The following is a 12894-nucleotide window of genomic DNA, read 5'->3' on the forward strand; positions in this document are numbered from 1 at the left end:
TCACGTCACGTCACGTCACATCACGCCGAGCGACGGAACACGGGCTTCACGGGTCGCCCGGCCAGCCAGGGGGTGGGGTCGGCGGCGTCCAGCGCCTTCCGGTACACCCCACACGCCTCGGCCACCACGTCGACGGTACGGTCGATGTCCGCGTCCTCGAGTGCGCTGCTCACCACGAAGGAGGGGGCCAGCACTCCGCCCGCGAGGAGCCGGCGCAGGAACAGGGTGCGGTACTGCTGCGACGGCCGCCGGTTCTCGTCGAGGGTGGCGAAGACCAGGTTGCTGGCCCGGCCGTGGACGACGACGTGGTCGCCGACGCCCATGCCGGCCGCGACCTCGCGGACACCGGCGGCCAGCCGCTCGCCGAGGGCGTGCAGCCGCGCGGTGATGCCCTCCTCGACGTAGGTGGTCTGCACGGCCATCGCCGCCGCCAGGGAGTGCGTTTCCGCACCATGGGTGGTGGACAGCAGGAACACCCGCTCGCCGGGGTGACGCAGTCCGCCCCGCTCCATCAGATCGCGGCGCCCGGCCAGCGCGGAGACGGCGAATCCGTTGCCCAGCGCCTTGCCGAACGTGGAGAGGTCGGGGACGACGCCGTACAGGCCCTGGGCGCCCGCCTCGGACCAGCGGAAGCCGGTGATCATCTCGTCGAAGATCAGTACGCAGCCGTACCGGTCGGCCAGGTCGCGGAGGCCGGCGAGGTACCCGGGCGGTGGTTCGGTGTGGGTGGCGGGTTCGAGGATCAGGCAGGCGACGTCGTCCGGGTACCGGTTGAGCAGCTGCTCCGTGGCGGCCAGGTCGCCGTAGGGGAACGCCACGGTGAGTTCGTTGGTCGCCGCCGGAATTCCGGCGGACATCGGCGTGGTGCCGATGAACCAGTCGTCGACGGAGAAGAACGGGTGGTCGGAGCAGAGGGCCACCCGCGAGCGGCCGGTGGCGGCGCGGGCGAGGCGTACCGCGGCGGTGGTGGCGTCGGAGCCGTTCTTCGCGAACTTCACCATCTCGGCGGTCGGCACCGTGGCCAGGAAGCGTTCCGCGGCCTCGACCTCCACGATGGACGGCCGGACGAAGTTGCTGCCGCGGTCGAGTTGCCGCCGCACCGCCTCGAGCACGCGTGGGTGGGCGTGGCCGAGGCTGACCGACCGCAGGCCGGAGCCGTACTCGATGTAGCGGTTGCCGTCGACGTCCCACACGTGGGCACCGCTGCCGTGGCTGATGACCGGGGCCAGGTTCTCGGGGTACTGGTCGTCGCCCTTGGCGTAGGTGTGAGCGCCCCCGGGGATCATGGCGTGCAGCCGCTCGTTGGCTGTCCGCGAGAGGGGCAGGTCAAGCACTTGGGTGTCCACGAGGACCTCAGCTTTCTCTGTGCTTCAGGACCTCGGCGAGGCTCGGCGCCTCTCGGTCCCGTTGGGACATCAGTGCGGCCGGCAGCGGCCAGGGAATGGCGAGCTCCGGGTCGTCGAAGGCGATCGTCACGTCTTCGGTCGGATCGTGCGGGCGGTCGATCCGGTACGAGGTGTCGGCGGTGTCGGTCAGCGCCTGGAAGCCGTGCGCGCACCCCGCCGGGATGTAAAGGGTTCTCTGCGTCTCACCGGACAGTTCGAAGAAGGCCCGGTTGCGGTACGTCGGCGAGTCCGGCCGCAGGTCCACGACGACGTCGAAGACCTTCCCGTACGAGCACCGCACGAGCTTGGCCTCGCCCGCGCCGGAGCGCAGGTGCAGGCCGCGCAGCACGCCCTTGGCCGAGCGGGACAGGCTGTCCTGGACGAAGGCGTCCGGGTCGAGGCCCACCGAGCGGACCACGTCGGCGTCGAAGGTGCGGCAGAAGAAGCCGCGTTCGTCGGCGTACGGCGTCGGCTCGAAGAGGAACGCACCGGCGATCTCCGGGACTTCGGTCGCTTTCATGGAGACTCCTGGCGGGCGTGAGCATGGCTGTGGTCGGTCGCGGGGAACACGGCTGCGGTCAACGAGCTGAACTGGTCCCGCAGTTGCCGGGCCGCGGCCAGGTTCCGCTCGGCGAGGGTCTGCCGCAGTTCGGCCGATCGCTTCTCCAGCGCCCGGAACTGTTCGAGCAGCCGGTCTGCGTCGACCTCGCGCGCGGGGTGGCAGTACTCGCCCAGGCCCATCCGGTCCATGAGCGCGTCGCTCTTCGCCGCATAGCTGAGGGCGAGCACCGGTGTGCCGGTCTTCAGCGCGCAGATCAGGTTGTGGTAGCGGACCGCGACCACGGTGTCGGCGGCCGCCATCTCGTTCATCAGGTCGGCCAGGGAAGCCGGTTCGGCGGCGGTGACCAGGGGCGAGTTCACCGCGTCGAGGATCGCGGCGACCACGGTCGCGTCGCACGTGTCGCCGGTGAGCAGCCGGACCGGCCTGCCTTCCTCGACCAGCGTGCGGACGAACCGGATCGTCCCGTCGAGGTAGCGCCGGTAGATCTCGTCGGCCCGGGCGCGGTCGTCGTTGCCGCCGTGGAAGTCCATGACGCCGACGCAGACCGGGCCCGGCGTGTCCGAGGGAGCGCGCGACGGCGGCGCCGGCAGGGAGAACGCGAGGTCCGGGTAGACCTCGTCGCGCGTGGTGTCCACGCCCATCGCCCGCATCGCGTCACGGGACTGGGCGTCCCGGTACGACCGGTAGGCGGCCAGCCGCCCCGACCAGCGCACCAGGGCCCGGGTGGGCCGGTTGCCGATCTCGGCGGCGCCGACGCTGACCAGCGCGACCCGGGTGCGCAGCAGCCGGCCGCTCGCGCAGAGCAGGAACAGCGAGTACGGGAAGCCCCACGGCCGTAGCGGCAGCGTGGCTTCCAGGACGCCCATCCCCGGCACGATCACCACGTCGTGCCGGCGTACCCAGGCGGCGGTGCGGAAGATGTCGACGAACTTGCCCAGGCCCTTCGACGCGATCGAGCCCAAGCGGGACGCGGTCCGGTACTCGGCGCGGTTCCAGTGCATCCGTGTGGCAGGAATCCCGAACCGGGCCGTCACGGCCTCGGGTCCGCCGCACAGCGCGTCCACGACCGCGCCCGGGTGGTCGGCGCGGAGGTATCCGAGGACGGCCTGGAGCGACCCGTCGTTGCCGAGGTTGCCGGAGCCGAGCAGGCCGAACACTCCGACGCGCACCGGCCGTTCGGCCGCGGACGTCATGCGTGCCTCCCCTCGCGGCCGGCGACGAGGGCGTCGACAGAGACCGTGAGCTGGGCCGGGTCGACCGGGGCGCGGTCCTCGACCCGCTCGCCGGCGCCGGGCCGGACCCGGCTGGTCATCCAGGAAGCCAGGTGGCGGTAGCAGGCGCGCCGGTCGGCCGGGGAGAGCGGTGCCCGTCGGATCGCCGAGGCGAAGCCCCAGACGTACTCGGCGAGCAGCCGGGGCGTCGGGTGCAGCGCGCCTGCCCGGCGCGGGTCCAGGTTGACGCACCGGGCGCGCTTGGAGGGGTTCGCCCGCTCGGCGCGGGTGGGGTGGTCGCGGCGGAAGTACAGCACCTCCGGCACCTGGTGGAAGGGCCCGTGCAGGGTGATCTCGGCGACGAACGTGCGGTCCGCGTGGTGGTAGCTGTCCATCGGTTTCACCCGGCGCAGCACGTCGGCGCGGATCACGCCGTAGAAGTCGTCGCCGCCCGGCTCGAACAGCAGACTGCGGAAGCGCTCCGGTGCGTGCGGGGAGTCGGTGGCGAGCGTGTACTCGTAGGGCACCGTCACCTGGCCGTCGCCGTCGATGACCGCCTGGTCGGTGTGGGCGAGGATCACGTCCGGCCGCTCGTCCAGTGCTTCTATGCAGCGCGTCAGCAGGTCGCGGCCGTAGAGGTCGTCGTGCGAGGCCCACTTGAACAACTCGCCGCGGGACTCGGCGAACACGTGGTTGTGGTTCGGGGTGGCGCCGATGTTCCGGGGCAGCCGGAGGTAGCGGATGCGGGAGTCCTGCGCGGCGTACTTGCGGCAGATGGTCTCGGTACCGTCGGTCGAGGCGTTGTCGGAGACGACCAGTTCGAAGTCCTCGTAGGTCTGGCCGAGCAGGGCGTCGAACGACTCGGCCAGGTACTCCTCGCCGTTGTACACGGGCAGGCCGATGCTCAGCCTCGGTCGGTCGGTCATGAGGTCCTCACTTCGGGAATGGGATCGCGATGGCGCTCGCGCAGGGCGGAGCGCAGTTGCAGCCACCACACGGCCGAGCCGCTGATGGTCGCGGCGGCGACGCCCCAGGCCGAGCCGGACGTGCCGCCGAGGGCCGCGCCGCCGAGTCCGCCGCCGACGTAGCAGGCGGAGGCGAACAGCTGGCACTTCAGGCTGCGTCGGGCCGCGCCGAGCGCGCGCAGCCCGGCCGCCGCGCCGGTGCCGAGGCCCGCTCCCGCGACGCTGAGGGTGATCTGCACGATGAGATGCGAGGAGGAGTGCCAGACGTCGCCGAGCGCCAACTCGCCCAGCCTGCCCGGCATCAGCAGCAGCGCCGAGCCCCAGAGCAGCGCCCCGGCGGCCTGTCCCCCGCCGAGCAGGAGGCAGAACCTGCCCAGCCGTTGCGGGGCCTCCCGCAGGACGCGTGCCGCCTCGGGGACGGTGACCAGCGAGAGCCCCATCAGTACGGCGAGGAAGGGGCCGAGGAGGAGTTCGGCGCCGCGCACCGCGCCGACCGCGCTCACTCCCACGATCGCGCCGAGGCCGTACGCCCGGAGCTGGCTCGCGCCGCTGAGGCTGACGTTCTCGACCAGGTACCGGTAGCCGAGATCGCGCTGTTCGCGCAGCCAGGCGCGAGCCTGTGCCGTCCGGGGCCGGATGCCGGACTGGACGCAGCCGTACCCCGCGGCCACGGTGGCGGACGCGCCCCAGGCGAGCACGAAGGCGGCCACGGTGCCGACATGGGCCGCCACCACCATGGCCGGGACGAGCGCGATGCCCCACACGACGTCGTTGACGAACGCCTTGCGCCCGTCGCCGGCGGCGAAGAACGAGAACCGCCAGGCGTCCTGGAGCAGCAGCCCCGGCATCATGAGGCCGAGGGCGGCGAAGGCGGGCCCCACCCGGCCGCCGAGGCCGAGCCCGGCCACCAGACACACCGCTCCGAGGGCCGTGCCGACGCAGAGCGCGGTACCCGTCGAGCGGGCCACCGCCCCGCGCCAGGACATCTCCGGCACCCCGCTGAAGCGCACCACGAGCGGGTCGGTGGCCAGGCCGCGGGAGACGTTGAGCACCACGCCGTAGGTGACCCAGGCAAGGCTGAACACGCCGAACGCGGTCACCCCCAGCGAGCGGGCCACGTAGATGCCCACCGCGAAGTTGCTGATGCTGGAGGCCGCCTGGTCGGCCAGCCCCCAGGACAGCCGGCCGACGAGGGCCCGCTTGGCTGACCGGGCCCGCGTCGGCGCCTTCTCCCCGTCGGTGGTCATCGGCGTCATGTCTTGATCAGCCCGGCCTCGTGCAGAGCGCCGGCCGCGCCGGCGACGGTGTCGAACGGCAGCCCGGACCGCTCGGCGACGTCCAGCAGACTGTGCTCGCCGTCGGACAGGTTGAGCACCCAGAGCATGGCCATCTGGGCCTGCTTGGTGTCGCTGCGGCCACCGAGCGCGTCGTACAACCCGCGGCGGCCCAGCTGGGGTTCGCCGTAGGGGCTGAGGTTGAGGTACCGCCGGTTGCGGTCGAGGACGGCGAACGCCTCGCGGCAGACGGCGAGGGTGTCCGCCATCGCCATCGGGGAGACGTAGTCCAGGTTGTCCGCCGAGGTGTGGTACTCGGGATAGCCCGCGTACGGGGTCCGGGTCAGCGAGCCCACGCCCAGGTTGAAGCCGGGCGAGCAGTACTGCCGCTCGTCGTAGCCGTACGGGGTGAACTCGTTGACGCGGTGCGGGCGTTCGGACGCGGCCAGCACGTGCCGCAGGACGCGGTCGATCTCCGCGTCACCGCGTCGGCTTTGTTTGTACGTCAGTTGACCCGAGTCGCCTGCGCAGGCCAGCACCAGCCCGTGCTTGACCCGGTCCACCCGTTCCGCGTTGCGGGCCAGCCAGGTGATCGCCCCGATGGTGCCGGGCGCGTAGATGAACCGGTAGGTGTAGTACGGCGTCTGCCGCGCCAGCTCCCGGGCGAGGAACGTGGCCACCGCGATGCCGGCGAGGTTGTCGTTGGCCAGCGACGGGTGGCAGGTGTGGCAGGAGACGATCACCTCGTCGGCGACCTGTCCGGGGACCACGTGCTCGGCGTAGGTGAGGTGGCCGTCGGCGATTGTGGAGTCGATCCGTACCTCATAGTCGCCGTCCGGCAGCGCGTCCAGGGTCTCCTGGGCCAGGCAGAAGCCCCACTCCGGCTTGTAGTAACTGGTGCGGTACGGAACCCAGTTCGGGTGGTCCGGCAAGGTGTGCAGGTGCGCGCGCAGCTCGGACAGGGGCATGGTCCTCGCCACCGGCACGCTGTAGCCGAGCACGTGCAGGCTGGACGCGGCGAAGTCGACGACACGGTTGCCGGCGGCGTCGGCGATGTACGCGTCCCGGATGTTCCACTCCTGCGGCACGGTCCAGTCGAGGACCTGCGTCCCGGTCGGCACCTCGTGCACCTGGAGCGGGAGGTACTCGCCGACGATGTCCAGGGTGGCGCGCACACCGTCGCCGGTGATGCTCCGGCAGAGCGGATACAGCCGCTCCACCAGGCCGTACATTTCCTCGCCCGTGTCGGTCATCGGCGCCACCGCAGGGTGTCGTCGACGGTGCCGGCGTCGGTCGCCGCGCGCAGCACGGCGAGGCGGGTGAAGCGCTGCTCGAAGGCCTCCCGGGTCAGGTCGAACTTCCGGTAGGCGTCGGCGAGTTCGAGCGCGCCCTGCTTCACCGTCCACTCGCAGTCGAAGCCGGGGATCGCGGTGCGGAAGCGCGAGAAGTCCACCCGGTACGAGCGCGGGTCGGCGCCGTTCTCGCCGGTGATCACCACCTTCGCGCCGGCCACCGCCTCGGCGACCTGGTCGGCGATCTCGGCGACCGTGACGTTGTTGATCTCGCTGCCGATGTTGAACGCCCGGTCGTGCACCGCTTCGCGCGGCGCGGTCAGGGCGGCCGTGAAGGCGCGGGCGATGTCGGCGGCGTGCACCAGCGGGCGCCAGGGGGTGCCGTCGGAGAGCACCAGCACCTCGCCGGAGAGCAGCGCGTGGCCGACCAGGTTGTTCAGCACGATGTCGGCGCGCAGCCGGGGCGAGTAGCCGAAGGCGGTGGCGTTGCGCATGAACACCGGCGTGAAGTCGCCGTCGGCCAGCGCGTGCACGTCGTCCTCGACCCGCACCTTCGACTCCGCGTACGGCGTCACCGGGCGCAGCGGGGCGTCCTCGGTCACCAGGTCGTCGCCGCCGGAGGCGCCGTAGACGGAGCAGGTCGACGCGTACAGGAAGCGCCCAACTCCCGCGTCGCGGGCCAGTTTTGCCAGTCGTACGGACGCGTGGTGGTTGATGTCGTAGGTGAGTTCCGGCGCCAGCGAACCGAGCGGGTCGTTCGACAGCGCGGCCAGGTGGATCACCGCGTCGAACCCGGCCACGTGCTCGGCGGTGATGTCGCGCAGGTCCACCCGTACGCCGGGCGGGTCGGCGGGCTGCGGGCCGAGGACCGAGTCGGCGAACAGGCCGGAGTCGAGGCCGACGACCTCGTGTCCGGCGGCGGTGAGGACGGGTGCCATCACGGTGCCCAGATAGCCCTGGTGTCCGGTCAGTAGTACGCGCAAGGTGTTCAACCCCCCAGGTTGAGCGTGAGTTTGGTGACGGCGAACGCCTCGGCGTATCGCTCGTGGCATTCGATGCCGCGGATCCGGGCGAGGCCGAGGAAGGCCTCCCGGTCGTACCAGGGCCGGTGCCGCTGCGAGGGGTAGTGCTCCTGAAGCAGCCGCACCTTCTGTTCGGCGGTCTCCGGCGACAGCGGCTGGTACGCCGCCATACGGCCGAGATCGCCGTCCCACTTGACGATCTCGTAGCCGAGCACGAGGTGGTCGCGGAACGCGGTGGGTATCAGCCGCGCCAGGCCGCGGTGGTCCTGGTGCGCGTCATCGGTACGCGGGGCCAGGACCAGATCCGGGTCGGTCTGTCCGCGCAGTTCCTCGACCGCGGCCTTGGCCTCGTCCCAGTGCGTGGGCAGCCGGCCGTCCGGCAGCTTGTGCACGGTCAGCCGCAGGTCGGCGCCCGGGCAGAAGGCGGTGAGCGCGGCCTGCTCCTCCTGCTCCCGCTCGCTGCCGCCGCCGGAGAGCACCAGTGCGTCGACGCGGATGCCCGGCCGTGCGTGGCACAGCGTCAGCAGGGTGCCACCGGCGCCGATGGCGATGTCGTCGCAGTGGGCGCCCACGACGACGATCCGGTCGAGCCGGCCGGCTCCGAGCCTGATCACGCACGCACCCCCGCGCCGTCCCGCTCCCACACGGCCCACGGGCGGTCGCCCCGGGTGTAGGCGTCGTCGAGCGCGGCCCGCTCCTTCACGGTGTCGGTCGGCTTCCAGAAGCCACGGTGCTGATGCGCCACCAGCCGTCCGCGCTTGGCCAGTTGGGCACATCCGTCGGCGACCAGGTCCCCGTTCTCCGGTATGTGGTCGAAGACCTCCTGGCGGAGCACGAAGTAGCCGCCGTTCTCCCACAGCGGCATGTCGCTCACCGCGGTGATGCCCCCTACGAGGCCGTCCTCGCCCAACTCCACGCAGTGGAACGAGGATTGCGGCGGCACCACCATCATCGACGCACCGGCGTCACGCAGGGCGAACCGGTCGATCATCTCGGGCAGCGGGGCGTCGGTGAGCACGTCGGCGTAGTTGGCGAGGAACATCTCGTCGCCGTCCAGGTGGTGCCGCACTCTGCGCAGCCGCTCCCCGATCGGCGACTCGATGCCGGTCTGCGCGAACGTGATCGTCCAGTCGGCGATGTCGGTGGACAGCAACTCGGTCCGCCCGCCCCGCAGTACGAAGTCGTTGGACGCCGTCTCCTCGTAGTTGAGGAAGAAGTCCTTGATGTGGTGGGCCCCGTAGCCGAGGCAGAGGATGAACTCCGTGTGCCCGAAGTGCGCGTAGTAGCGCATGACGTGCCAGATCAGCGGGCGCGGCCCGACCATCGCCATCGGCTTGGGCACGTCGTCGGAGGTTCCGTTGCGCATGCGCATCCCGTAACCGCCGCAGAACAGGACGACCTTCATGCCGTGACCTCCTTCAAGACGCCCTCGACAATGCTCAGTTCGGGGATCGGAAAGACCAGCCGGCCGCCCCACTCGTGCACGAACGACAGCTGCTCGACCAGCTCGGCCCGCAGGTTCCACGGAAGGACGAGGACGTAGTCCGGCTTGTCGGCGGCTATCTGCTCGGGCGGCAGGATCGGGATGCGGGTGCCCGGGGTGAACCTGCCGTGCTTGTACGGATTGCGGTCGACCGTGTACGCGAGCAGGTCGGGCCGGATGCCGCAGTGGTTGAGCAGGGTGTTGCCCTTGCCCGGGGCGCCGTAGCCGACGACCGTCTCGCCGCGCTCGGCCGCCTCGATGAGGAACCGCAGCAGGTCCCGGCGCACCTTGGCCACCCGGGCGGAGAACTCGCTGTACCCGGACAGCTCCTGGAGCCCGGCGGCCTTCTCCCGGGCCAGCACGTCGGCCACCCGCTGCGACGGCTCCCCCGCCACCTCGGCCGGTCGCGCCCACAGCCGGATGGAGCCGCCGTGCGTGGGCAGCAACTCGACGTCCACGAGGGCGAGTCCGCCACTCGCGAGGGCCCGGATCGCGGAGGCGACCGTGTAGTACTGGAAGTGCTCGTGGTAGATCGTGTCGTACTGGTTCTCCTCGATCAGGGTCAGCAGGTGCTGCACCTCGATGGAGACCCAGCCGTCGTCGGCGACCAGCGCGCGCAGCCCCTGGGTGAAGCCGACCACGTCGGGGATGTGCGCGTACACGTTGTTGGCCACGACCAGGTCCGCCGGGCCGTGCTCGGCGCGGACGGCCGAGCCGGTGTCGGGGCTCAGGAACTCCGTGAGCGTGGGCACCCCCGCCTCCCGCGCCGCGGCACCGACGTTCACCGACGGCTCGACGCCCAGGCAGCGGATCCCCCGGTCCACCACGTGCCGCAGCAGGTACCCGTCGTTGCTCGCGACCTCGACCACGAAGGCGTCGGGCCCGAGATCCACCCGCCGCACGGCATCCGCGACGAACGTGCGCGCGTGCTCCACCCAGGAGGTCGAGTACGACGAGAAGTAGGCGTACTCCTTGAACGTCTCCTCCGGCGTGATCAGCGGCGGGATCTGCGCGAGCCAGCAGTCGGTGCAGACCCGCAGGTTCAGCGGGTACGTCTGCTCCGGCCGGTCCAGTTGGTCCGCGGCGAGAAAGCTCTCACATGGTGGTGTCGCCCCGAGATCGACGACGCTCGTCATCGCCTCCGAGCCGCAGAGTCGGCATCGTGTCATCCGCTGTCCCCATCCCCCCTGCTCGCGCGGGTGTCCCCACCGCGAGCCAGTGCTGACCGACCCGCGATCGCGGTGCGGTACTCCTCCAGCAGACGCTCCAGGCCGACGGCCGGGCTGAATCCCTGCTCGTAGCGGCGCCGGGCCGCCTGCCCCATCTCCCGGTTGCGGTCCGGCTCGGACGCGATCCGGCGTATGCAGGACGCGAGCGAGGCGGGCTCGCCCGGCCGGTGCAGCAGCCCGGTGACGCCGTCCTCGACGAGTTCGACGAAGGCGCCGTGGCCCGCGGCGACGGTCGGGACCCCGGCCGCCATCGCCTCCACGACCACCAGGCCGAACGCCTCCAGCCACGTCGAGGGAGCCACCACGGCGACCGACCGCGCGATGGCCTTCCGGCACTCCGCCCCGTCCAGCAGGCCGACGTAGCGCACGTCGTCCCGGCCCGCGGCCCAGGCGGTCACCTCCGGCTCCAGCGGCCCGGTGCCGGCGATCACGAGCGGTACGCCGACACCGCCGCTCGCCGCGATCTCGTCCCACGCGGTCATGAGCAGCCGCACGCCCTTGGCCTCCGCGAGCCGGCCGAGATACAGCACGTGCTCGCCGTCACCCGTTCGGCAACTGCCCGGCTCCGGCACGAAGTTGTGCTTCACCGCCAGCCGCTCGGCCGGCATGCCGGAGCGCACCAGGACGTCACGCTGCGCCGCGGAGATGCAGAGGAACCGCTCCACGCCGGACCACCACCGCCGCCGGTTGACCGACAGGCTGACCGCGAGCGGCACCGTCGCCAGGCGGGAGTTGCGGTAGCAGCCGTGCCGGACGGCGGGCAGCGGCGTCGATCCGACGCACTCGGTGCACGGCCGGCCGTCCCGCTGGAGCGTGCCGGGCGGGCAGACCTGGGTGTAGTTGTGCAGCGTGGCGACGGCGGGCACGTCGGCGTCGGCGCAGGCGGCGAGCACGGCGGGCGACAGGAGCGGGAAGACGTTGTGGACGTGCACCACGTCCGGCCGCTCCGCGCGCAGCCGGGCGGCGAGTTCCGTACGCACCGCCGGGTTCCACGGCACGAGGAGCGGCACCGCGACCTTGCCGAGGAGGGAGCGGGCGCCGATGTCGTCGCTGCGCCGCTCGAACACCTCGACCCGGTGGCCGGCCGCGCGCAGCAGCTCCACCTCCTGGTCGACGACCTTGTTCTCCCCGCTCGGCTGCGCCGAGTTGTAGCGGTTGTGCACCACGAGAACGTGCATGCTCAGTTCACCTCCGCTCTACGGGCCCAGCGCGGGACGTGCCGTCGAGAGACTTCGGGCAGCGCGAGCGGAGCGGCCTGGGCGGGGGCCGCCAACAGCGAGGCGGCCAGGGCCAGATGGAGCAGATACGGCGAGGCGTCGCCGAGACCGGCCTCGGTGTACGAGGCGATCGCGCAGTAGCTGATCAGGAAGATCGCGCAGGCCCTCTCCAGCGACGGTGGCCGGAGCAGGGCGACGCCGCCCAGTACGACGACGACCGCCGCGACGAGGGTGACGCCGATCAGACCCTGCTCGTTGTAGACGGCCAGCCAGCTGTTGTCGATCGGCAGCCCGCCGAACGACTTGTCGCCCAGGCCCACGCCGAACACCTGCTCCGCGGTCGACCGGGGCGCGGCCAGCAGGGCGTTCCAGACCTTGGCCCGGCCGGTGAGACTGGAGAAGTTCTCCTGGCTCTGTCCGCGCAGGAACCACGACTGCAACGCGGAGGCGAACCCCACCGCGGCCACCACGGCGCACAGCACCGCCCAGGTGAAGAACCGGCGGGCCGCAGCGCTGGTCAGGATGAGCGAACAGATCGCCAACGCCAGTCCGATGAACAGGCCGAGCGTGGCCGTCCGGGTGTGGGTCAGCGCGAGCAGCACGAAGGACGGCACGATGACCAGCACGGCGCTGGTCCTGTCGACCCGGCGGCCCACGACGAGCAGCACGGTGAGCCCGATGATCACCGCCGCGTACTGCCCGATCTGCGGCGGGGTGAGCGGCCACAGGGCGCCGACGAGGCGTCCGCCGTAGAGGCCGGGCAGGGCCGCGCCCGGGGAGACGACCAGGCCTGCGGCCACCGATCCGAGTACCGCGAAGTACATCCGGATGTGGTAGCGGACGAACGTCAGGCCGCCGTCCCACCAGCGGGTGAGCAGCCACAGGGTGCCGATGAAGAGGGCCAGCCGGCCGCACCGGAACAGCGCGCCGAGCCCGGACTCCAGGCTCGCGCTGGCGATCACGCTCGACACCAGCAGCAGGGTGAGCAGGAGCACGTAGGCGCTGGGCCGGACGCGCAGCCGTTGGTTGACCACGAGTGCCAGCGCGAACGCGGCGACCAGCGAGCCCATCGTGACCATCTGGATGAGGGAGCGGGGCAGCGGGACGATGGTCTTCGCCCCGGCGGAGCCGAGCGTGTTGAGGATCAGCAGCCCCCACACGATGCCGACGGTCTTCGGTGTGCCGGCCGGGCGCGGTGCGGCGCCGGGCAGCGTCCCCGCCGTGTCCGGTCCGCGCGTCAGGTTCTCCCCCATC

Annotated in this window: 12 protein-coding genes; all 12 read right to left on the reverse strand. The window is 71.7% G+C overall.

What is annotated here, in order from left to right; translation table 11 throughout:
* Nucleotides 1-20: 20 nt before the first annotated feature.
* Genes ACNFOC_RS12410 through ACNFOC_RS12465 form a run of 12 tightly spaced genes read right to left on the reverse strand, consistent with a single transcriptional unit; the run spans nt 21 to nt 12893 of the window.
* Nucleotides 21-1346, reverse strand: coding sequence for a glutamate-1-semialdehyde 2,1-aminomutase (locus ACNFOC_RS12410; RefSeq protein WP_416959166.1), 1326 nt, complete (start codon nt 1344-1346; stop codon nt 21-23).
* A 7-nt stretch (nt 1347-1353) separates the two neighbouring features.
* The gene (gene rfbC, locus ACNFOC_RS12415) at nt 1354-1905 is read right to left on the reverse strand and encodes a dTDP-4-dehydrorhamnose 3,5-epimerase (RefSeq protein ID WP_416959167.1); all 552 of its coding nucleotides are present in this window, start codon (nt 1903-1905) and stop codon (nt 1354-1356) included.
* Nucleotides 1902-3140, reverse strand: coding sequence for a polysaccharide pyruvyl transferase family protein (locus tag ACNFOC_RS12420; protein WP_416959168.1), 1239 nt, complete (start codon nt 3138-3140; stop codon nt 1902-1904). Before ACNFOC_RS12420 ends, rfbC begins: the two co-directional genes overlap by 4 nt.
* Complete coding sequence (locus tag ACNFOC_RS12425; protein WP_416959169.1) at nt 3137-4084, reverse strand: glycosyltransferase family 2 protein; 948 nt, start codon at nt 4082-4084, stop codon at nt 3137-3139. The genes ACNFOC_RS12420 and ACNFOC_RS12425 overlap by 4 nt, the downstream gene beginning before the upstream one ends.
* Nucleotides 4081-5379, reverse strand: a complete 1299-nt coding sequence (locus tag ACNFOC_RS12430; RefSeq protein ID WP_416959170.1) for an MATE family efflux transporter — start codon at nt 5377-5379, stop codon at nt 4081-4083. Before ACNFOC_RS12430 ends, ACNFOC_RS12425 begins: the two co-directional genes overlap by 4 nt.
* Nucleotides 5376-6650 (reverse strand): DUF4910 domain-containing protein, encoded by a 1275-nt coding sequence (locus ACNFOC_RS12435; RefSeq protein WP_416959171.1) that lies wholly within the window; start codon nt 6648-6650, stop codon nt 5376-5378. The genes ACNFOC_RS12430 and ACNFOC_RS12435 overlap by 4 nt, the downstream gene beginning before the upstream one ends.
* Entirely contained in the window at nt 6647-7672 is a 1026-nt protein-coding gene (locus ACNFOC_RS12440; RefSeq protein ID WP_416959186.1) for an NAD-dependent epimerase/dehydratase family protein, read from the reverse strand. Before ACNFOC_RS12440 ends, ACNFOC_RS12435 begins: the two co-directional genes overlap by 4 nt.
* A gap of 5 nt (nt 7673-7677) precedes the next feature.
* Nucleotides 7678-8325, reverse strand: a complete 648-nt coding sequence (locus ACNFOC_RS12445) for a PIG-L deacetylase family protein (RefSeq protein WP_416959172.1) — start codon at nt 8323-8325, stop codon at nt 7678-7680.
* Nucleotides 8322-9116, reverse strand: coding sequence for a glycosyltransferase family protein (locus tag ACNFOC_RS12450; RefSeq protein ID WP_416959173.1), 795 nt, complete (start codon nt 9114-9116; stop codon nt 8322-8324). The genes ACNFOC_RS12445 and ACNFOC_RS12450 overlap by 4 nt, the downstream gene beginning before the upstream one ends.
* Nucleotides 9113-10363, reverse strand: coding sequence for a methyltransferase domain-containing protein (locus ACNFOC_RS12455; protein WP_416959174.1), 1251 nt, complete (start codon nt 10361-10363; stop codon nt 9113-9115). Before ACNFOC_RS12455 ends, ACNFOC_RS12450 begins: the two co-directional genes overlap by 4 nt.
* Complete coding sequence (locus tag ACNFOC_RS12460; RefSeq protein WP_416959175.1) at nt 10360-11601, reverse strand: glycosyltransferase family 4 protein; 1242 nt, start codon at nt 11599-11601, stop codon at nt 10360-10362. The genes ACNFOC_RS12455 and ACNFOC_RS12460 overlap by 4 nt, the downstream gene beginning before the upstream one ends.
* Before the next feature lie 2 nt (nt 11602-11603).
* Nucleotides 11604-12893: an O-antigen ligase domain-containing protein gene (locus ACNFOC_RS12465; RefSeq protein ID WP_416959187.1), complete on the reverse strand. Its 1290-nt coding sequence runs from the start codon at nt 12891-12893 to the stop codon at nt 11604-11606.
* Between the last annotated feature and the right edge of the window lies 1 nt (nt 12894).

The sequence above is a fragment of the Streptomyces colwelliae genome (genome assembly GCF_048158785.1).
Lineage (GTDB): Bacteria > Actinomycetota > Actinomycetes > Streptomycetales > Streptomycetaceae > Streptomyces.